Annotated in this window: 20 protein-coding genes and 1 tRNA gene; 10 read left to right on the top strand and 11 right to left on the bottom strand. The window is 52.0% G+C overall.

All coding sequences use genetic code 11. The features are described from left to right. Positions 1 to 11 precede the first annotated feature (11 nt). Positions 12 to 731: an NnrU family protein gene (locus tag NEA10_RS10980; RefSeq protein ID WP_374111751.1), complete on the bottom strand. Its 720-nt coding sequence runs from the start codon at positions 729 to 731 to the stop codon at positions 12 to 14. Between the two features lie 311 nt (positions 732 to 1042). On the opposite strand from NEA10_RS10980, the gene cpcD/petH reads away from it, so the two are divergent. The 3 genes from cpcD/petH to NEA10_RS10965 all read left to right on the top strand — a co-directional run bounded on the left by cpcD/petH (position 1043) and on the right by NEA10_RS10965 (position 3823). After that, a complete protein-coding gene (gene cpcD/petH / locus NEA10_RS10975) occupies positions 1043 to 2290 on the top strand; it encodes a bifunctional rod-capping linker CpcD/ferredoxin--NADP reductase PetH (RefSeq protein ID WP_252659861.1) in 1248 nt (415 codons plus the stop codon). Positions 2291 to 2496: 206 nt separating this feature from the next. After that, a complete protein-coding gene (locus tag NEA10_RS10970; protein ID WP_252659859.1) occupies positions 2497 to 3006 on the top strand; it encodes a hypothetical protein in 510 nt (169 codons plus the stop codon). A gap of 37 nt (positions 3007 to 3043) precedes the next feature. Further along, entirely contained in the window at positions 3044 to 3823 is a 780-nt protein-coding gene (locus tag NEA10_RS10965; protein ID WP_252659856.1) for a photosystem II electron transport protein, Sll1252 family, read from the top strand. On the opposite strand, the gene NEA10_RS10960 is transcribed toward NEA10_RS10965, so the two are convergent. The 3 genes from NEA10_RS10960 to NEA10_RS10950 form a co-directional block, all read right to left on the bottom strand. Further along, the gene (locus tag NEA10_RS10960; protein ID WP_252659848.1) at positions 3820 to 4365 is read right to left on the bottom strand and encodes a hypothetical protein; all 546 of its coding nucleotides are present in this window, start codon (positions 4363 to 4365) and stop codon (positions 3820 to 3822) included. The genes NEA10_RS10965 and NEA10_RS10960 overlap by 4 nt on opposite strands. Positions 4366 to 4473: 108 nt before the next feature. After that, positions 4474 to 4547: transfer RNA gene (locus tag NEA10_RS10955), tRNA-Arg, on the bottom strand. A 173-nt stretch (positions 4548 to 4720) separates the two neighbouring features. Further along, positions 4721 to 5572, bottom strand: a complete 852-nt coding sequence (locus NEA10_RS10950; RefSeq protein WP_252659846.1) for an acyl-CoA desaturase — start codon at positions 5570 to 5572, stop codon at positions 4721 to 4723. Positions 5573 to 5695: 123 nt separating this feature from the next. Here NEA10_RS10950 and NEA10_RS10945 point away from each other — a divergent pair, with 123 nt between their 5' ends. Together NEA10_RS10945 and NEA10_RS10940 are read left to right on the top strand one after the other, a co-directional pair. Beyond that, a complete protein-coding gene (locus tag NEA10_RS10945; protein WP_252659844.1) occupies positions 5696 to 6925 on the top strand; it encodes a methionine gamma-lyase family protein in 1230 nt (409 codons plus the stop codon). A gap of 591 nt (positions 6926 to 7516) precedes the next feature. Beyond that, positions 7517 to 8353 (top strand): PEP-CTERM sorting domain-containing protein, encoded by an 837-nt coding sequence (locus NEA10_RS10940; protein WP_252659842.1) that lies wholly within the window; start codon positions 7517 to 7519, stop codon positions 8351 to 8353. Between the two features lie 492 nt (positions 8354 to 8845). On the opposite strand, the gene NEA10_RS10935 is transcribed toward NEA10_RS10940, so the two are convergent. The 5 genes from NEA10_RS10935 to ffh form a co-directional block, all read right to left on the bottom strand. Next, positions 8846 to 9367 (bottom strand): YqeG family HAD IIIA-type phosphatase, encoded by a 522-nt coding sequence (locus NEA10_RS10935; protein WP_252659840.1) that lies wholly within the window; start codon positions 9365 to 9367, stop codon positions 8846 to 8848. A gap of 65 nt (positions 9368 to 9432) precedes the next feature. Beyond that, positions 9433 to 10500, bottom strand: coding sequence for an endolytic transglycosylase MltG (mltG, locus tag NEA10_RS10930; protein ID WP_252659838.1), 1068 nt, complete (start codon positions 10498 to 10500; stop codon positions 9433 to 9435). A gap of 28 nt (positions 10501 to 10528) precedes the next feature. After that, the gene (locus NEA10_RS10925) at positions 10529 to 11065 is read right to left on the bottom strand and encodes a DUF3727 domain-containing protein (protein ID WP_252659830.1); all 537 of its coding nucleotides are present in this window, start codon (positions 11063 to 11065) and stop codon (positions 10529 to 10531) included. Between the two features lie 122 nt (positions 11066 to 11187). Further along, positions 11188 to 12186: a zinc-dependent alcohol dehydrogenase family protein gene (locus NEA10_RS10920; protein WP_252659828.1), complete on the bottom strand. Its 999-nt coding sequence runs from the start codon at positions 12184 to 12186 to the stop codon at positions 11188 to 11190. 60 nt (positions 12187 to 12246) lie between these two features. Further along, positions 12247 to 13704 (bottom strand): signal recognition particle protein, encoded by a 1458-nt coding sequence (ffh, locus tag NEA10_RS10915; protein ID WP_252659826.1) that lies wholly within the window; start codon positions 13702 to 13704, stop codon positions 12247 to 12249. Positions 13705 to 13895: 191 nt separating this feature from the next. On the opposite strand from ffh, the gene NEA10_RS10910 reads away from it, so the two are divergent. Then, positions 13896 to 14111, top strand: coding sequence for a ssl0294 family protein (locus NEA10_RS10910; RefSeq protein ID WP_252659818.1), 216 nt, complete (start codon positions 13896 to 13898; stop codon positions 14109 to 14111). A gap of 157 nt (positions 14112 to 14268) precedes the next feature. On the opposite strand, the gene NEA10_RS10905 is transcribed toward NEA10_RS10910, so the two are convergent. Both NEA10_RS10905 and murJ read right to left on the bottom strand, forming a co-directional pair. Beyond that, positions 14269 to 14436 (bottom strand): metallothionein, encoded by a 168-nt coding sequence (locus NEA10_RS10905; protein ID WP_252659816.1) that lies wholly within the window; start codon positions 14434 to 14436, stop codon positions 14269 to 14271. A 191-nt stretch (positions 14437 to 14627) separates the two neighbouring features. After that, positions 14628 to 16247 carry a murein biosynthesis integral membrane protein MurJ gene (gene murJ, locus NEA10_RS10900; RefSeq protein WP_252659814.1) on the bottom strand — a complete coding sequence of 540 codons (1620 nt, stop codon included), beginning with the start codon at positions 16245 to 16247 and terminating at the stop codon, positions 14628 to 14630. 152 nt (positions 16248 to 16399) lie between these two features. Here murJ and sfsA point away from each other — a divergent pair, with 152 nt between their 5' ends. The 4 genes from sfsA (at position 16400) to NEA10_RS10880 (ending at position 21012) form a co-directional block, all read left to right on the top strand. Beyond that, positions 16400 to 17119: a DNA/RNA nuclease SfsA gene (gene sfsA / locus NEA10_RS10895; RefSeq protein WP_252659812.1), complete on the top strand. Its 720-nt coding sequence runs from the start codon at positions 16400 to 16402 to the stop codon at positions 17117 to 17119. A 154-nt stretch (positions 17120 to 17273) separates the two neighbouring features. Continuing rightward, positions 17274 to 17612: a P-II family nitrogen regulator gene (locus NEA10_RS10890; RefSeq protein ID WP_159789619.1), complete on the top strand. Its 339-nt coding sequence runs from the start codon at positions 17274 to 17276 to the stop codon at positions 17610 to 17612. 371 nt (positions 17613 to 17983) lie between these two features. After that, a complete protein-coding gene (locus tag NEA10_RS10885) occupies positions 17984 to 19291 on the top strand; it encodes a transposase (protein WP_445164646.1) in 1308 nt (435 codons plus the stop codon). Between the two features lie 143 nt (positions 19292 to 19434). Beyond that, entirely contained in the window at positions 19435 to 21012 is a 1578-nt protein-coding gene (locus NEA10_RS10880; RefSeq protein WP_252659810.1) for a pentapeptide repeat-containing protein, read from the top strand. Positions 21013 to 21129: the final 117 nt, after the last annotated feature.

Here is a 21129-nt window from a genome sequence, read left to right as displayed (position 1 = left end):
CTGGGATCATGCTACCAGGGTATGTTCCCTGTGACACGCATTAGCCAAGGATGGGCCCACCAAAATCCTAAAACGAAGACCACTACCCCAAGGTAAGCTGGGCGAAGAAACTCCCGCCAGACGAGGCGTTGCTCCCCCTGGGCAATGGCCAAAAAGGGGATCACGGAGGTGCGGGATCTCAAGGTTTCAAAAGATTCTCCATAGCGAGAGGCCAGACGGCGATCGCCATGCCAAACCGCGAACAGATGATGGCCAATCAACCCCAAGGACGTGACCAGGGCAAAACTGGTGCCAATCCAGAGGGTATGGGCAATACACCAAATCACTTGACCCACCATCTGGGGGTGACGACTGATGCGAATGATCCCCGTTTCGTAGAGATGAACTTGGGGTTTGGCGATCGCCGCCACTTCCACCAAGTTAAAGGTAGCCGGGTACAAAAACAAAAACGAGACAAAGGATAGCCCCCAGACGAGAGGTTTAACGCCTTCAACCCCTTGAACCATCCAAAGTTGGGCCCCATCATAGCGGTGGACAAAAAAGTAGGTAATCAGAACCACCGCCGAGGGCAAACTCACCAGCGCAAATAGAACCCGGTAGAGACGGGCACCGATTTTAGCCTCCCCCCAGGGACGCAGGGCCGCCAAACCACTATGGGCAATGGCAAACCCCAACAACAGCCCTAACATGACCCAATGACTGCTTGTCCACCAACTCAAACTCACATCCATCCTCTTCCCTGCCCAGCTTAAACCGCGTCAGCCCCCTCAAACTGGGGCATGAGTTGCCGTTTCTTATCATGAAAATTTCAAAAACCTAGCAAAATGATACCAGAATCACAGTTCGCTCCCGAGAGATTAGCTAAAGTCTATTCCAGAGGTGAGTTTGGTTATTCCATCGAAACCCTTTAGAATAGAGGATTGTAGCTGTTGTCACCAAATTGACTCTCTGACGGAGGCTGGCCGGTCCACGGCGGAGCCAGATCAGCGAGGACGGTGAGAACGGCAACTTGTTAACTAGGGTTCTGATAAATACGTCACTCATGTACAATCCAAACGCCTCGGGCGGGAATAACACCGTTGCTGGAAATCGCCTCTTTGTCTATGAAGTCGAAGGCTTAGGACAAGATGGCAATGGCCAAGATGCCCCGATTCGCCGCAGTGGGACTCAGACGATGACTGTCCCCTACAACCGCATGAACGAGGAGATGCAGCGCATCACTCGTCTCGGGGGCAAAATCGTCAACATCCGCCCGCTCACCGGTGAAGACTGGAATAACCAAGCTGCCTCTGCCAATGGGTCTCAAGCCCAGGAGTCCAAACCCGCAGAAGCGAGCAAATCTATGACTCAAGCCAAACCGGAAACCAAGGGAGAAGCCAAAGGGAAAACCTCGGCTAAAGCCTCCGAAAAAAAGAAAGTTCCCGTCAACATCTACCGCCCGAAAAACCCATTCGTCGGAAAGTGTCTAAGCAACGAGGGACTGGTCCGCGAAGGGGGTTCGGGACGAGTACAACATCTTAAATTTGACATCTCCGCTGGAGACCTCGAATACCTTGAAGGTCAAAGCATCGGCATCATCCCTCCTGGAGAAGACGACAAGGGCAAACCCCACAAGTTGCGTCTGTATTCTATCGCCTCGACTCGTCACGGCGATGATGGCGATGACAAGACCGTGTCTCTATGTGTTCGGGAGTTGGAGTATCAGCATCCCGAAACCGGGGAAACCGTCTATGGGGTCTGTTCTAAGTTCCTCTGTGACTTGAAAGAAGGGGATGATGTCAGTATCACTGGCCCCGTGGGTAAAGAGATGCTGCTGCCCGATGATGAACATGCCAACGTCATCATGATGGCCACCGGAACCGGGATTGCTCCCTTCCGGGCCTTCTTACAACGGATGTTTGAGGAGAAACACGAGGATTACAAGTTCAAAGGCAAAGCTTGGCTGATCTTCGGCATCCCCTACACGGCCAACATCCTCTATAAAGATGATCTGGAGAAAATGCAGGCTGAGTATCCCGATCAGTTTGAGTTAACCTACGCCATCAGCCGGGAGCAGACGAATGCTGACGGCGGCAAAATGTATCTACAGCATCGGATTCAGGAGAATGCCGATCGCGTCTGGGAACTGGTCCAACAACCGAACACCCACACCTACATTTGTGGTTTGAAAGGGATGGAAGGCGGAATCGATGAGGGAATGTCCTCGGCGGCGTCCAAACAGGGGGTTGATTGGTCAGATTACCAGAAACAACTCAAGAAAGCTCACCGCTGGCACGTTGAAACCTACTAGGGTTCAGCCATTGGTGGGATGACTCGGGTGGAACTCTCCACCTGGAGTCTTCAACAAGCGGTTGCACTAGGGTTCTCTCGGGGAACTCTGCTGCAACCGCTTTGTTGCTGGGAATAGGTCTTGGTAAGGTTATGGCGATCGCCCTCAGGCAACCTGTTACTCTAATAGGGAGACCTCATAGCTAGACGGAGAGAGAGTTAGCCCTAATGGAGTATTTAGTGGCCGCAGTGGGCGATCGCATTCAGGCGGAAACCATCTACACGGATTTAGAAAAAGCCGGCTTTCCCCAGGAGAATTTACGAATTTTTGGCACGGGTTATCAAACTGCCAAGGATTTCGACCTGGAGGATCCCAATGAAAACGCCAAACAGCGGGCTTTTCGCATGATGACCTGGCTGATTCCCTTTGGCTTTTTCGGAGGGGTAACCTTTAACGCGATTACCGGCTTACAGACCTTTCCCTGGGCGGGGGTGACGGGAAATCAGGTGATTGGTGGCATTTTAGGGGCCGGTAGTGGCGCTCTGGGGGGGGTGCTGGCCAGCGGTGGCTTGGGAGCTGTCCTCCGTTTCGGGGATTCCCGCACCTATCGCGATCGCCTAGCTGGGGGAGAGTATCTTCTAGTCATCGAGGGGTCTCGCTTCCAACTGGCGGATATCCTTCCCATCGTGCGTCGGGCCCGCCCCCTGAGTCTGCAAACTCTCCAAGGTCGCGCCTAACTCGAATGTCCCTCATTGTCCATTATTTCTGATCCCCATGCTGCCTAGAGATGAACTTCTCAAATCTGTTGAGAACCGCGAGGCCCTGGCTAAAATCCTTGACCGAGCTGAGGAAGCGCTGAAAACCTGGGAAATCACTCAAACGGATTTTTTGTCTCCCCCGGAGTTATTCGAGGCTCAGAGACTGTTTGAGACGCTAACGGAAGTTCAAATTGTTGCCTGGGGGGGCTATCCTCAGGCGGAACGGCAACGGTTGGCGATCGCCCGCTCGGATTTGCCCCTGGATGTCGAGCAGGTGCAGGTGGCGGCTCTGGAAGTGGCGGGGAATTTTCTCTTTGATACCGCCAGCCACCGTGACTTTTTGGGGTCGATGTTGGGAACGGGACTGGTGCGGGAGAAAACTGGGGATATCCTGGTTTTGGGAGAACGGGGGGCCCAGGTGCTAGTTGTGCCGGAGTTGGTGGAGTTTTTGGAGTTGAACCTGACTCAGGTGCGATCGGTTCCTGTGAAAACTCGGGCCATTGCCTTAGACGAATTACGAGTGCAAGCTCCCAAAACCAAGCAAATGACCACCGTGGAAGCCTCGTTACGGTTAGATGCGATCGCCTCGGCCGGTTTTGGGATGTCTCGCAGCAAAATGGCGGGTTTGATTAGTGGTGGGGATGTCCGGGTGAACTGGAAGGACATCACCCAACCGAGTTATAACGTCAGTTCCGGTGATTTAATTGCCATTCGGGGCAAAGGACGTTTAGAAGTGGGAGAGGTCTCCATCACCAAGAAACAACGCTATCGGGTCGCGTTAACCCGTTTTCGTTAATCATCAAAAACTTGCCGTTCCAGGGTGACCTCAAAGCTGGCAGGGTTCCGTTCAGCCTCAAAGGTGCCACGGTAGAGGTCTTCATGCTCTGGCTCTAGAGTGAGATAGTAGCGTTCCTGGGAGTCACTGGTGGGGTTCCAGGTGATTTCGAGGCGATCGCCCTCCAATCGCACAGACTGAATCTGACCCGACTCACCATCGAGGCCATCTCCCATCGCTAATCCCATGAGAAAAGAGCCATCGGCTTCAGAAGCCCCTTCGTCGTGAAAAATGGTGAAATAAGCCAGAGGTCGGTCCTGTTCAACCTGAGCGGCCCGCCAACTCCCCTGTAGGGGTCCCGCTTCAATCAAGACCTCATCCTCATCGGGTCCATGGCCATCCCCTGGGCCCGGTTCAACCCCTTGAGCTAGGATTGCGTTTACCCCAGGACGGTCACGGTTCGACGAGAGGGCGCTCTCTCCAAGAGACGGAACCGCTAGGCCCGGTAGGGCCAGGGAGAGGACGGAACCTGAGATAAGTCCGAAAAGAAGTTGTTTAACCATAAAGGAGACATTTCCTTTGCTGAGCAACTTCCCTCCAGGCTAACAATCCTTACCGGAAAATAGCAAAAAGCCGTTAAAACTCAAACGTCCTAACGGCTTCATGATAGACGAGCATGGAGGGATTCGAACCCCCGACCCTCAGAACCGGAATCTGATGCTCTATCCGACTGAGCTACATGCCCTCGTATCCCTTAATACTAACCTAAAAACCAGCACTCCGCAACCCCTTGGTGAGAGTTTATCAAGACTAGATTGAGGTGGGTTAAGCCTGACCAAGAGTTAAACTGGAAAAAACCCGGTTTCTTCAGAAAGCCGGGTTCTTCAGCCTAAAAATGATTACAGACGACCCGAGGGGTCAACCTGAGATTGGCTTGGCATTCTTGGGAGGCATTTTGACTTTTTTGGCTAAGCCAACAGCCTTTAAGGCACTGATCATCATCCAAGTGACATCTATTTCCCACCATTTGAGACCATGACGGGCCGAGTATTGGAAAGCATGATGGTTATTGTGCCAGCCTTCACCGTAGGTGACCAGAGCCACCCACCAGCAGTTACGGGAATCGTCACCGGATTCATAGGTGCGATAGCCAAATTTGTGGGTGGCACTGTTGACAAACCAGGTGCAGTGGAACATAACCGCCATGCGGACAAAAACGCCCCAGACGACAAAAGAGATTCCGTTTCCGACAAAATAATCCCCTAAGAAATAGAGAATAAATCCCAAGACAAATTGAATGGGAATAAAGAAGTTTTGGCAAAATTTGTAGACCGGATCGTCTCCAATATCTTTGACCATCTTAGAGGCTTCTTCTTTAGCCGGAATCTCAAAAAACATCCAGCCAACGTGACTCCACCAAAATCCTTTATTGGAGTCATGGGGGTCAGCAGGGGTATCAGAGTATTTATGATGAATGCGGTGCATACCAACCCAGTCCACAGGGCCCGCTTGACAGGATAGAGTGCCGCAGAACATCAGGAAGTACTCCAACCATTTAGGGACTTCAAAACTGCGGTGACTGATTAGGCGATGCCATCCCATCGTGACGCCCAAGGCTCCGGTAACCCAGTGTAAGAACAGGGCAACGCCAACACCGGCCCAGGTAAAGGTACTTGGCAAAAACGCTAAGCACGCCAACAAGTGAATGGTGGCGATCCAGATAACCGCAAACCAATTCAGTGAAAGTTTTTGGGGTGTCGCAACTGTCATGCATTAACCTCGTAATGTTTGTTCCTTTTTCAGGACGACCTGTTGGATTGTATCAAAATATCGGTACAAAGAGCTAAACGACATTTCTCTGTATCCCATTTACTCTAACCTGCTTCCAAGTTCATGAATCTTAAGATTAACTTAACAAAGCTACGGCGATCGCTCGACGATCGCTTTACCGCCATCGATAATAGAGTCCAGGACAATCTGCGACGGGTCTTGAAAGCTTACCAAAATCATCGGGTGGGTGTGCGACACTTTGCTAGTGTATCGGGATACGGCCACGATGACCTGGGGCGGGATACCTTTGACCAGGTCTTTGCTGAGGTCATGGGAGCGCAAGCGGCTCTAGTGAGAGTGCAGATGGTCTCCGGAACTCATGCCATCGCTTGTGCCTTGTATGGTGTGTTGCGACCTGGAGACGAGATGCTAGCGGTGGCGGGCTCCCCCTACGACACACTTGAGGAAGTGATTGGGGTGCGAGGTTCTGGTCAAGGATCTCTGGCGGAGTTGGGAGTTAAGTATCGGGTTTTACCTCTGACTGATGATGGAACCATAGACTGGAACGGATTGGCGACGGCGGTGAAGCCGCACACTCGTTTGGTGTTAATTCAACGCTCTTGTGGCTATGCCTGGCGTAACAGTCTGTCTCTTGATGATATCGGAAAAATCGTTGAGCTTGTTAAAGGTCAGAACCCCCAAACAGTTTGTTTTGTGGATAACTGCTATGGCGAGTTTGTCGAAACCCGTGAACCCATAGCTGTCGGCGCTGACTTGATGGCCGGATCCCTGATTAAAAATCCTGGCGGAACTCTAGTGACAGCGGGAGGTTATGTGGCCGGACGGGCCGATTTGGTGGAACAGGCGGCCTGTCGTCTGACGGCCCCGGGAATTGGCGGTGCCGGGGGGGCCACCTTTGAGCAGAACCGTCTCCTCTATCAAGGATTCTATCTGGCTCCCCAGATGGTGGGGGAGGCCCTTAAGGGAACCTATTTACTGTCACAAGCCTTTCATGAGTTGGGATATTCTGTGAATCCCTTACCCCATGAGCCTCGCCGCGATATTATCCAGGCGATCGCCCTAGGACATCCTGAAAAACTCATCGCCTTCTGTCGCGCCATTCAGCGCCATTCCCCCATTGATGCTTATCTTGACCCGGTTCCGGCCCAGATGCCCGGCTATGAGACTCCCCTAGTGATGGCTGGGGGAACTTTTATTGATGGCAGCACTTCAGAGTTTTCCGCTGATGGTCCCTTACGTGAGCCTTACGTAGTTTTCTGTCAGGGGGGCACCCATTGGACTCAGGTGGCGATCGCCCTAGAAGCGGCCATCGAGGCGATCGAAAACCTTTAAGCCTCGTTCCTAGATCTATTCCCCCCTAACCTGCTCCATCTGTGCAGCAGGGAGCCAGAGTCGTCCTCTCAGTGAACCTCAGTAAATTTAAGTACATTTACTGAGGTTTTATTGAGTTGGCTGATCAATCACTTTTTTTAGATGTAGGTTGAAATTGTTTTTTTGCTTTTTACGTGTTTACACGGAATTATAGACAGAAGTTGTCCAATTAAACCGTATTTACTAGGTGCTGAATACAGATTTTACACAAGCTTCACACAAAGTTTATCGAATCCTTACGGATCTAAGATTTACCCTCGCTACTATAATAGGTGGGAATGTGGCTTTTCCAGCTATATAAGGGTTTTCTGGTCTCCGAAACCTTCCCAAACAACCTTGTTGCTGTGTTCAAGGTTGCAGGAGATCCCCTCAGTTTTCCGGTTAGCTCCGACCTTTAATAAGGGAACTGAATCTATTGGAAGTCTGTCTTTTAAGAATCCCGGCGTTCCGACTGAAAAAGTGATCGAAAGCACAGCAAACCATCGGTTTCGATCGCCCTGTAACGACCCAAACATCCCTAGTATTTAAAGTACCAACCTGGAGGACTCTCTCATGCAACTGCGAACTGCAATTTCTTACACCGCCCCCCTACTTAGTGCCTCACTGGCGCTGGGTGTTCTCGCCGCCCCGGCGACAGCAGCCAGTCTGAACCCCGGAGAAATGTTCGGTACAGGCGGCCTGCTCTTCACGGAAGACACCAAAGTTACCTTCACCTTCGGTAACACCTTTGGAGCCTATGTCTCCAGCCTGGCACTTTACGAAGTCAATGGCAGCACCACTACCCAAGTTCAAAGCTTGTTTACTGAACAGTGGGCCGCCGATCAGGGTCACGTCAGTAGCAACAACGATTGGATTGGAACCTGCGGTCAGGAAGGCAGTGCCATTGCTAACTGCACCGCCTCTTTCGTGTTCAAGGCCAATGTGGAATATGCCCTAGGGCTAACCAGCTGGTTTCGGACGGGTAGTGACAACGTAGCTGGGGAGTTCATTAACACGGTCTTCTCAACCGACCGTCTCAATTCTTTCCGTGACAATAATCTCAGAAGAAATTCCAACGGACAAGAAACCCAACAATTCCTCTTTGGCTCCCATGGAACAGCGGTTTATTCCGGTGACACGGATGGGATGTCCAATATGTTCTTAGAGCCTAACGATGAGTACGCCTTCTACAATCCTGAGGGGTACACCAGTGGGAACCCCCTAGCCGGTCTACTCGCTTTAGGAATTGACGATCGCGGTAACCGCAATGACCGCGACTTCCAAGACATGGTTTTCTGGGCACAAGCTGAGCGGGTTGGCTCTCGTGACGTTCCTGAGCCGTCTGCCATCTTGGGCTTAACGGCTATGGCCGGTGGACTCGCTGCCCTACGCCGTCGCCGCCACAGCTAATTTGGACATTCAACATCCCTTGAGTTCTCCCCAGGTTCCTCTCAAGAGATGTTTGAGTATCTGACAGCAAAAACCCTAGTCTTGGCGTTTGCTCGCCGGACTGGGGTTTTTGGGTATCGGCAAGAGGCATAACCCACCCTTGCCCCTTCCAGGAGGGGATTGCAAGAGGCAATCTTGGATGGCTATAGGGGTTCGGAAATGACGCAGAATGGGGGACAAGCTTAAGACCTGCCCCCCATTCTGCTTTTTTTTAAAGCGTTTTTAAGCTATATTCGGGGTCTTTATAAAAGACTGACCCCTTTGAAGAATGGGATCTTTATGATTGGGATCCCCTTCAAGTTTGGAGTCTTTATAAAGGTGGACTCCTTTCAACCTTTTGTCATGATGACAGAAATTTTCAGAAGCCCTGACAAACGTAATTATTTTTTTATATTTCGCAATTTAACACCCCGTGAACTCAGATTTTGTTTTGTAACAGGCGTGATATAGTCCTTAACGATTAGCGGTGAGGGAGGCCCCGAGGACTTGAGATAGCCAAACTTCCACCGAACGGACTGGAGAGCGACGGACCGCTTCACCCGGGTCTACCATCGGCTCAACCAACACAGTAAACATGCCCATGCGGTTTCCCGCCAGAACATCCGTAAACAGGCGATCGCCCACCATGGCCACCTGAGCCACCGGTAAATCCATCGCCGACACGGCTCGCCAGAGTTTCCGGCGGAAGGGTTTAGCCGCAAAAAAGATATAGGGCAACTCCAGAGACTTAGCAATATTGCCAATGCGCGTTTCATTGACATTGTTGCTCACCAGCCAGAGGGTGGCCACCTGCCGTAACTCAACGATCCGCTGACGCAGTTCCTCAGAGGCCTCCATTTGTCCAATGGGGACTAGAGTCTCATCAACATCAAAGACGAGTCCCTTCAAATTATGCTCAACCAACAGTTCTGGCGTAATATCCATCACTGTGCCGCCCAGAACCAAATCAGGTTGTAAGAGTTTGCCCCAAGACATAGTAAAAGGTGAAATAACACGTTAAAACAGAGCCAGGATGAAAACCGCAATTGCTCTGATTGGGCTTATTGGGCCAGTTCCCGTTCAACCCGAGCGATCGCCGCCTCATGTTCAGCTAAGGTGCGACTAAAAAAGTGCGTTCCATCATAGCGGGCCACAAAATAGAGATAGGGAGTTTCCTCGGGAGCTAACGTCGCTTGCAAACTTGCCAAGCCCGGACTGGCGATCGCCGTCGGGGGCAATCCCGGATTACGATAGGTGTTGTAAGGAGAATCCACCGCCACCTGAGCCAACGTCAAAGGAGTATCCACCGTCTGGCGAATCCCCAGAGCATATTCTACCGTTGGATCTGCCCCTAAATTCATTCCCGTCCGCAGTCGCTGCCAAAAAACACCCGCGATAGTGCCTCGCTCCTCAGGGACTACAGCTTCTTTTTCCACAATAGAGCCTAATGTCACCCATTCGTGTAATGTCATCGGTTCAGGGGGCTGAGTCTCCTCATATTCCGGCAACGCTACCCGTTCAAACTGACCTAACATCTGGGCAATAATCCCATCGGGGGTAATCGTTCCTTCCCCCACCTGATAGGTATCGGGAAAGAGGTAGCCCTCCAAATGAGGAATATCTTCTGGGAGCCAAGGGAAGCGATCGCGGGGAATTTCCTGGGTGGCTTCGAGAAAGGCCTCGGCCGAGAAAAACTCCCGCCGCTCAAAATAGTTGGCCATCTCCAGACGTGACCACCCCTCCGGGATTGTGAAACTTTGGTTCGCCACCTCCCCATCCCAAATCTGTGCCCCAATCTCTAACATGGATTCCTGGGGCGAAAACCGGTATACTCCCGCCTGAAATGAGCCTTCCGGCTGTCGCCAACGCAGCCAGCGGGCCCATAACTCCCAAGCATTGGCCGACTGAATCAAGCCAACGGCTTCAAGATCGCGGCCAATTTGCGCCGCCGGAGTTCCCTGGGGAATTTCCAGTTGAATCGGGGCCAATTCATCCTCCGATCGGTCCTCCATCGCCGTTTCCGCAACGGGGGCCGTGGCCCAACTCCACCAAGACCATCCTTGCCAGACTCCGAGGGCGATCGCCCCCGGAATAGCCAAGTAAAACGCGGCTTTCGCTAGTCGTCTCACAAACGTCCCCTCATGAACTCAACAGATCCTACTCAAAACCATTAAACAGTTGTTCAGCAATCAAACTTTCAATCGACGGAAGGAGCGGCTCCAACTCATCCAACTCCGCATCTGTCAGTAACTCCGGCTTCGCGTCAGCATTAATACGAGCCAACACCAGCATCGGATCAATGGGAACATAGAGGCCATACTCCTGCTCTCCCTCATAGAAGTTCGCCAAGCAGAGTAGTTCCTCCTCATCATCATCGGACTCCGTGCGATTGAGCGCCTCAATCGCCTCATCCAACTCAGGAATCTCACCCACCACTGTCAATGTCAGGGCCGTTCGCTGAAGCAATAAATCTTGTTCCGCCAGAACCGCCTTCGCGGTTTCAAAGACCTGATCAATCTCTTCCTCAGTGGCGAGATCCGCCTCCTCATCCTCACTGTCATCATCCGCCGACCAGGTGACCAGATCCACGGGAATATTGACGGGGAGTAAGACCGCGTACTCAACACCATTCATCTCAAATTGATGTTCAACATAACAAGGGAGCGATCGCCCCTGTTCATCGCTAACAGACACAATCGTGCTATGAGATGTTTCCTTCATTAATGCTTGCGTAGAAATAAGGACGTACAAACCGACAAGGGTTGCAATCCATGGCTCTCCCTACGATAGCACGGGAGGGCGATCGCCCCCTGGCCCTAATCCATCCCTAAGACCAGTTTTCCCACCATCGATCCCGCCTCCAGTTGACGATGAGCCTCAGCCGCCTCCGCCAAAGGAAACACCTGATTCACCTCAACCCGGAGAGACCCCCCATCAAACAAACGTCCACATTCGCGCAAAATTTTCGCCTGTTCCGCCTGTTCCTCCTGCAAATTGAGCAACATCGGCGTTAACATCAACTCCAAACCAATCCGTAGATTCCGTTGCCGGGCCCCCTTCAAATTCCCCAACTCACTCGGCTGGAGCAAGGTCACCACATCTCCATAGACTTTCACCGCCTCACAGGTCTGATAAAACGTCTCACCACCGACGGTATCAAACGCCACATCAACGCCATCCCCCTCCGTCCACGCCAACACCGCCTCGACAACATCTTCCTCAGGATAGAGAATCGCTAAATCCGCCCCCAACTTCTTGACAAAATCCGCCTTCTGTGTATCAGAAACCGTTGTGACCACCGCAGCGCCCTGACCCTTGGCCAACTGAACTGCCACATGGCCCACACCGCCGGCCCCCGCTTGAATCAGGACCCGTTGTCCAGCACAGAGACGAGCGCGGTCATAGAGAGCCTCCCAAGCCGTAATCAGCACCAGAGGAGCCGCTGCCGCTTCTTCAAAACTGAGAGATTGCGGCTTAGGGGTCAGACAATGCTGTTCGAGGACTGCATATTCCGCATAATTCCCCTGAGATCCCCCCAAGCCCCCGAAACAAAAATAGACTGCATCCCCCGGGCCAAACGCCGAGACATGAGAGCCAACGGCCTCAACAATCCCCGCGCCATCACAACCCAAGATATCCGGAGAACCATTAGAGATAAACGTTCCCCGTTGTCGCACCTTCGTATCAATCGGATTGACCCCAGCCGCCTTCAAGCGCACCAAAACCTGAGTCGGCCGTTCAATCCGTGGAACCGGCAAATCCCGCAGTTCTAACACATCCGGCGCACCAGCACCCGTCATCACAACAGCTTTCATCGCAATCCATCCCTAGTTATCAGCAATACGCCCCTACGTCTTTCCTGTTCCCTGTTCCCCCTACAAATCCCCAAAACCTTTTTTCTTCTTCTGTTTCTTCTTCTTCGACTTACCGCCACCTGGGCCCCGAAAGCCTGGACGGGGGCCCCCGCCGCCGCCAAACATCCCCTCAAAGGGGTTCATACCCGGCATCCCGCCACCTCCCATTCCCGGAAGATTACCCTGGCCCATTTGCTGCATGAGCGATCGCATCTTCTTGAAATCACTCACCAACTTCGTCACATCCGACTCCTCAAACCCAGACCCCTTCGCTACCCGACGGCGGCGACTTGGAGAACTCGACAACACATCGGGGTTCGTGCGTTCCTCAACCGTCATCGAGCCAATCATGGCCTCAGAGCGTTTCAGTTGAGTTTCCCCCTTCTGTAAATCCTCATCAGAAATTTGTTTCCCCATCCCCGGGATTAACTTCATAATTCCCCCCAAAGACCCCATACTCTTCATCAAGCGGGTTTGTTTGAGAAAATCATTAAAGTCAAACTGAGCCGAGAGGATTTTCTCCTGCATCTTCTCAGCATCTGCCAAATCCACCTGTTCAGCAGCCTTCTCCACCAAGGACAGCACATCGCCCATGCCCAAAATACGGGAGGCCATGCGATCGGGGTAAAACGGCTGTAGGGCCTCCACCTTTTCCCCCATCCCCACAAACTTAATCGGGGCCCCAGAGATACGCCGTACCGAGAGGGCCGCCCCGCCCCGACTGTCCCCATCTAACTTAGTGAGAATCGCGCCGCTGATGCCAATTTCTTCATCAAAGGTACGGGTTAGAGTTGCCGCTTCCTGCCCCGTCATGGCATCCACCACCAACAGGGTATCGTGAGGTTGAATCGTCTCCTTAATGCGGGCCAACTCGGCCATCATGTCAGTATCGATTTGCAGACGGCCGGCGGTATCGACAATCACCGTGTCAATCCCCTCTGCTTTGGCCCTCTCAACCCCTTGACGGGCAATCTCCACCGGATCAGCATCAGTCCCCATCTCAAACACCGGGACATCGATTTGTTCACCCAGGGTTTTGAGCTGATCGATCGCCGCCGGCCGATAGATATCCGTTGCCACCAATAGGCTAGAGCGATTGAGTTTACGTAGATGCAGGGCTAACTTAGCCGAAGCCGTCGTTTTACCCGTTCCCTGCAAACCCGCCATCAGAACCACCGTCGGGGGCTGATCTGCATGAGCCAGAGGGACATTGCTCTCCCCCATAATGGCCACTAACTCATCATTGACAATTTTGATGAATTGTTGATCCGGGCGAACCCCAGCAATCACCTCCGCCCCCATCGCCTTCTCTTCGACATCCGCGATGAACTGTTTGACCACTTGCAGGTTCACATCGGCCGTCAGGAGAGCGCGACGAACCTCTTTTAGGGCATCTTGAATATTAGCCTCCGAGATCTTGTCTTGTCCTCGGAGCTTTTTCCAGGCTTCTTCTAAGCGTTCAGCAAATGCGTCAAACATGAAATCTTGGGGTTAGCAGAACGAACAGTGACTACAGGGCAGGAGCGGCTGCGCCTTGCTTCCCCTAAGAATAGCAAGAATTGGGGCGGAGATTCGAGAGACGGTTTTCCCCCATAGCTCTCTGGGGACAATTCACGCTAGGATTTCAACAATCTCACTCTCTGTCCCCTACGCGCCGAAACTGCACGCCTATGTTCTTCGACGAACTTCAACCGATCTTCAAAGAGTTGACTGCTGAGCCGATCGCATTTTTCGGTGGCTTTGTGTCTGGAGTCCTCCGCCTCGATTTGTCCGAGGAGCCACTGAAAAGCTGGGTTGGCCAGACCACTGAGTCACCGTCCTCCCCATCCGGCTCAGAGGGCGATCGCCCTAATGGCAATGGACCCCAATCCATTACCATTGAATAGTCGTTTTGTCAAGATAAAATTGCAAAATTTCCCCGCTCATCCAGTCTAAGACCTGGAAAAGCGAAAGAAGGGGGAGCGATCGCGATCGCCCCCCTTTTGTTGTGCATTGGGTATAAATCCGGTTGCTCATCGAGAGACCGAAATAATCCAAATCCCCCTAGCTGTGGCAAGTACAGCCTTTATGTCCACAGCCAGCTCCATCAGGATGACCATCGGCACAAGCCTGACTGCAATAGGGTTTCTCATCTTTCATCACAGCACTTTCCAAGCTCACAATACAGAGGCAGGAATCGCAAGCACATTTCATTTGAGTCACGGTCGTCATAATCAGAAGTCCTTTTATTTACAACATCTGAGCAATTGTTCAGATGTTAACACAAAATACGAGACCGAGCCACAACCAGCCAAAACCGTAACAGCCCTTAACAATTCCCCTCGCCCCTCCCCTTCCCCCTTCGTGTCCTCCGTGACTCCGTGGTTTCCCCTTGCCTATTGCCTATTGCCTATTGCCTCTTATTACCTTGCCTTTCCAAACTTCGCCCGCAAGCGGTCAACAAACAAATCCACCTCCGAGAGCCCCATGCGGGTCACCACAAGGGCGAACACAGCTAAGCCTCCACCACCAGCAACCGTCAACTGGAACAGACTCAGCAGAAACCCACCATCTCCCATAAGCCGTTGTAGACCGTCATAAAGGCCCCAACCGGCCATGCCTGTCCCAAAACTCAAAACCGTCAGAGAGGCAATGGGGGTCGCCCATTCTAACCAAGGCAGGCCACCAATCTTGCCGCTGAGCAGCCAGAGTAACGCCACCATAGACACCACATTCACCCCCATGGTCGCCAGAACCAACCCCGGGGCACCAAACCACTGGATAAAGAAATAATCTAAAAGTACATTAAGGAAAATATTAGCGATACTGACCCGGAATGGGGTTTGCCCATCCCCAAGGGCATAAAACACCCGCACAATGACATCCCGTCCCAGATAGACAAACATACCCAAGCCATAGGCCATGAGAATCGCTGCCACAAACTCTGAAGCCTCACGGTCAAAGGCATAGCGTTCATAGACGACCCGTACAATGGGGGTCGCCAGGGCTACCATTAAGGCTCCTAAAGGCAACATGGTTAAGCCGGTCAGAATCAGACCTTGACGAATCCGCTGTTTAAGCTCGTCCCAATGCTCAGGAGCCGCCAGGCGGGAAAAAATAGGCAATAGGGGCACTAAGAGTGTGTTGGAGATGATGCCCAGGGGCGTTTGCACCAACAATCCGGCATAGGCTAACGCTGAGGCAGTCTGGGGAATAAACGAGGCAAACCAGAGGTCGGTGTAGACGTTAATCTGCATCATGCCCGAGGAGAAGGTGGCGGGGCCCATGACATTGAGAATCTCTCGCACTCCAGGTCGCCAAAAATCAAAGCGTAAGCGTAGCGTGCCTAGTCCCTCTCGCCATTGCACCACCACCTGCACCAACCATTGCAACAAGGCACCTAAGAGGGTCCCCCAGGCTAAGACCAAACCTCCCAACATGGCATATTGGGGCTCAATGATTTGTTCTCCGAGGGAGAGTGCTAAAATCCCCAATCCTCCCAGGAGGGCAACACTGGAGAAAAGAGGACTAATCGAGGGTAGCCAATACATATCAGCGGCATTGAGGCTGCCAAAGCCAATGCCAATTAAGCCAGCTAGGAGGGCCATTGGGGCCATAATGCGAAACTGCATGACGGCAATTTCACGAATCTCTTCCCCCGCTGCCGTTTCCGATAACCCAGGAGCTACTACATCAATGAGAGGATGAGCAAAGATAACTAGAGCAATGGTGACCAGGAGTAAAATGCCCCCGACGAGAGTAGTCATGGTCTCAATCAGGGGAACGGCCTCTCGTTTGTCTCGTTTAGCCACCACACTGACGATCGCACTGTGGAACGGTCCATTGATGCCCCCGAGGAGGACGAGGAGGAAGCCGGGAATGACATAGGCGTAGTTGTAAGCATCCACGGCCACACCCACCCCAAAGGCGGCGGCGATGGCCTGTTGACGCACTAAACCAAAAATTTTACTAATGAGGGTTGCCGCTGCCACAATGCCAGCAACAGATGCCAAAGAACGAACCTTTCCTGTCTCGTCAGCCATAATGATCGAGTTGTGTTTGCAGAGGACTCAAGTCCCCCCCCAACATTTAACCGTAAGAGGGTCACAGTCCTCGATGATTTATCCGAGGTTGCGCGATCGCCCTCGGTCTCATTTTTCCTGATTGATGTCCCTAAATTCTCCCCAAATTCCCCATGACTAGCCCCCTGATTTACGAATATCCCCCCCTCTATTCCGGAACCCTAATCCGTCGCTATAAGCGTTTCTTGGCAGATATCGAACTGGTCAACGGCGATGTGATTACCGCCCATTGTCCCAATACGGGCCCCATGACCGGAGTTTGTGACCCCAGTAGCCCCGTATTGCTCTCCTATAGCGACAATGCCAAGCGTAAATACCCTTACACCTGGGAAGCCATCCAGATGCGCGATGCCGAGCGAACCTGGGTGGGAATTAACACCAGCCGCAGTAATGCGATCGTGCGATCGCTCCTCGATCAACATTTAATTCCCGAATTAGGGGACTATGGGGACATCCGCTCGGAAGTTAAGTACGGCCAAGATGGCAAAAGCCGGATTGATTTTCTCTTACAGGGGGAGCGTCCCCTGTATCTGGAAGTCAAAAACACCACCTGGGCCCGGGATGGCAAAGCCTTATTCCCAGACACCGTCACCCAACGGGGACAAAAACATCTGCGGGAGTTGATGGCCCTAGTGGACCAGGCCGGCTGTGTCATGTTGTACTTAATTAACCGAGGAGATTGCGATCGCTTTTCTCCCGGTGATGACGCCGATCCGACCTACGGCAACCTACTACGAGAGGCGGTCAAGCGCGGGGTGAAAATCTTACCCTGTCAGGTGTACGTCAGTCCCGAGGGACTACGCTATTGTGGACTCGTTCCCCTGGAACTTTAGGCTCCACCCTTGCCTAATCCGGGACTGTCTCGCGATCGCCCAATGGGCAATCGTATAATCGGCTACAAAATGTACTGGATTGTCAGTGGTAATAAAATGCCATGCTGTACCAGCATAATTTCGCTAAAACAGACCAAACAAAGGAGTTTTCGGTGTGAAAAAGGTAGAAGCCATCATTCGCCCCTTCAAGCTGGACGAAGTTAAAATTGCCCTCGTCAATGCCGGTATCGTCGGGATGACCGTTTCCGAAGTGCGCGGATTTGGGCGGCAAAAAGGACAAACCGAACGTTATCGCGGTTCAGAGTACACCGTGGAATTTTTGCAAAAGCTCAAACTGGAAATTGTCATCGAAGATAGCCAAGTCGATATGGTGGTTGAAAAACTCACCGCCGCTGCCCGCACCGGAGAAATCGGCGATGGTAAAATTTTCGTCTCCCCAGTTGATCGCATTATCCGCATTCGGACTGGCGAACAAAACCTGGAAGCCATCTAACCCTAATCCTCTCTCGAAATATTACTGTAGAGACATATACCTAGGAATAGACTCAGGAACGTGGGACAAGTCTCGCGTTCTTTTTTTGGCAACTTGGCTGGAAAGCAAGGGTCACGTGTGTCACAGACAACGGGCTAAAAAATGACTGCAATAGCCAGATAAAATAGGACAACTTTACCTCTAAAATAAACGACAATATGACGGTTTCCGGAGAATAAATTGCTTAGGGTGAATTGTTCAGAGGTGAGCGTAGTTTGGGCCAATAAAGTCTTAGATTGAGCCAGCAATTCTCATTTTGGCAAAAACCTGTTCAAGTCCCCGGCATCCCTGTATCGTAATGACATCTAAGAAACCCAGGAGGGCCAGAGCCGTTGAAAAAGCCAGGTTGCTTTGAGACTGTAGTGGGTTCTTTCCGCCAGTGCTTGTCATCGCTACCGGACAAGCGCCGGGGTAAAAATCGCCGCTATGGAATGGAGGATGCCGCTTTAAGCGCATTTAGTGTATTTTTTACTCAAACTCCGTCGTTTCTGGCTTATCAACGTCTGATGGAGGGTAGTAAAGGCAAGAGCAATGCCCAAAGTCTGTTTGGAGTTCATCGGATTCCCACCGACAACCACATCCGGGATTTATTAGATGCTGTGTCCCCAGAGCACCTGTTCCCGGTGTTTGAGGAGATCCTACAAGTCTTGGAAGCCCAGGGGCAGTTAGAAAGCTTCCGTTGCCTAGGGGACAGTCTATTAGTCGCATTGGATGGCACGGAATACTTCAGTTCCGACAAAATTCACTGTCCCCACTGCTCAACGCGCACCCAGAAGTCAGGAAAAACCCATTACTTTCATAGTGTTGTCACCCCAGTCATCGTCTGTCCAGGACAGAATCATGTGATTCCCTTAGTCCCTGAATTTATCGTGCCCCAAGATGGTCATGATAAGCAAGACTGTGAGAATGCCGCTGCCAAACGCTGGCTATCGCGGCAAGAACAATGCTTGAGGGCTTTGAACGTCACGGTTTTAGGGGATGACCTCTATTGCCACCAACCGTTGTGTCAGCAGTTTCTAGAGCAGCAACTTAACTTCATCGTCGTCTGTCGCCCCGAGTCTCATACTACCCTCTATGAACACCTAGAGGGTATCGAACTCCCGACCCTCACGACCAAGAAGCGGACTGGTAAAGTCGAGAAAACCTATACCTACCGCTATCTCAACGGAGTGCCCCTCAAAGATAGCGATGAGGCCCTGTTGGTCAACTGGTGCGAACTTACTGTCACCACCGCTGATGGCAAGGTAACCTATCACAACTCCTTTGCCACGAGTTATCCTCTCAGCGATGAGAATGTAGCCGAGGTGGTTCGGGCCGGACGCACCCGCTGGAAAGTTGAGAATGAGAACAACAACACTCTCAAGACCAAGGGTTACCATCTAGAACATAACTTTGGGCATGGTAAGCAGCATCTTTCCTCCTTGCTGGCGACCCTCAACATCCTCTCGCTACTCTTCCATACTCTGCTTGAGTTGCTCGATGACAAGTACCAGTTGCTACGAGCGCACTTACCTACCCGTCAAACCTTCTTTAATGATTTGCGGGCGTTGACCCGTTACCTGTACTTCGACAGTTGGGACCACCTTCTGACCTTTATGCTTGAGGGTCTCGAGTTAGACATCCCACCCGATAGCAGTTGAATTTCCAAAATGAGAATTGCTGAGATTGAGCAGTGCGTTTTCCCAGATAGGGAGAGATTCGTGTACGATCCTCTTAGGGTGGCACGACCCACTGTGCCGAGGGTTCGGACACTCCGACCAGGGATAGATCTCGAAGCGCGAGTATGGAAGCTGAAGAACTATTACAAAAATATGCAGCGGGCGTGCGGCGATTCATTGGTGTGAACTTAAGCGAGGCTAACCTCAGCCAAGCCAATCTCACCCGAGTGAATTTACGCAATGCCTGTTTGAGCGTTGCTAATCTCAGTGGTGCTAACTTAAGCCGGGCCAACCTTAAGGGAGCCAAACTGAACGTGGCGAAATTGAGTAGCTCTAATTTACGAGCTGCCAATCTTCGAGATGCTGATCTCAACGTCGCTAACTTAATCCGAGCCGATTTAAGCGGGGCAGATCTTTACCAAGCCTCCCTAATTCGCACTGAAATGTTGCGAGCGGACCTCAGTGGGGCCGACTTACGGGGGGCCAACTTGAGCGGAGCCATGCTGAAAGAGGCGAAACTACCCCGGGCCAACTTCCAAGGGGCCAATCTCAGCGAAGTGGATCTCAGTTATGCTCAGATGCGGGGGGCCAACTTAGAACAAGCCACCTTCCGCCGCACCAATCTCCGTTGGGCGGATATGAGTGGGGCCAGTTTGCGTAACTCTGAACTGCGACAAGTCCGCTTAAGTGGTGCCAAACTCATTGAAGCAGATCTACGGGGAGCTAATTTACGTTGGGCCGATCTCAGTGGAGCCAGTTTAGCTGGAGCGGATCTCAGCGGGGCAAAACTCAGCGGGGCGAATCTCAGTGGGGCCGACTTAACCGGGGCCAATTTACTGGATGCCAGTCTGGTTTATGCTGATCTGACTCGTGCTACCCTCACCAATGTAGATTGGATGGGGGCCGACTTGAGTGGAGCTACCCTCACCGGCAGCAAACTCTATGGGGTTTCCCGGTTTGGCTTAAAAAGTGAGGGAACGGTTTGCGACTGGGTTGATTTGAGTCCTAATGGGGATGGTTCCAAAATTCAACGCTTCCGGCCAGAGCAGGTTGAGGAGTTTTTTAATGAATCTTTACCCACGGTTCGCATTCTCGTCGATGCCGTCCTCGATCCGAACGCTCATGTCGCCTTGGCTCAGGTCTATGATCAGATTGCACGGTATTTTCCCGGTTTCAAGCGATCGCCTAACATTGATATTAGCGATCGCCGCACTGTGATTACCTTCCGACTCGATAACGACCTCCAGCTTTTTTCCATGGCCTACATCACCGTTCTCCCCTTTCGCGATGGAACGGCCACCCAGCGTAACATTCAAAACCTAGTCCAACTCCTACAAACCCGAGAGCGAGAAAATCTCGACGTGGATCATTTTCGCTACATCCAGCGGCTACGGGTATTTTTCGAGCAAACCGTAGAACGGGCCGACAGTCTCCGTAACAACGAGCCAGAGAGTCTCAAACCCGATACCGGCCAGAGTTTCTTCCGCGCCCCCACCCATGTGATTCTCTCCAACTCAAAAAACCAAACCATTGAGGTTCAACATCATCCTCAGTTTGGCAAGCAACGACTCCAAGCCGCCAACCGTATCAACCCCATCGAACCGCCCTATCCAGAAGTCTGCAACCAAATTCTGCCACCGCCTTTTGTCATTTTTGATTTCGTCAAAACCACAGTCACAGATCTCAACCCAGATCCGCTCTGAATCTCGGCAACAGTCCTCTAGAGGACCTGATCTCGCCACAGGGTTGCCATCACCAGCACAAGGAGTCCGATAAGAGCCTTGATCGTCATCTCAAGGGCTGCTTCACTTAGAAAAATT

Origin of the sequence: Phormidium yuhuli AB48, assembly GCF_023983615.1 — a bacterium.
Lineage (GTDB): Bacteria > Cyanobacteriota > Cyanobacteriia > Cyanobacteriales > Geitlerinemataceae > Sodalinema > Sodalinema yuhuli.
Note: the sequence above shows the minus strand (reverse complement) of the source record. Positions and strands in the feature narration are given on the sequence as shown.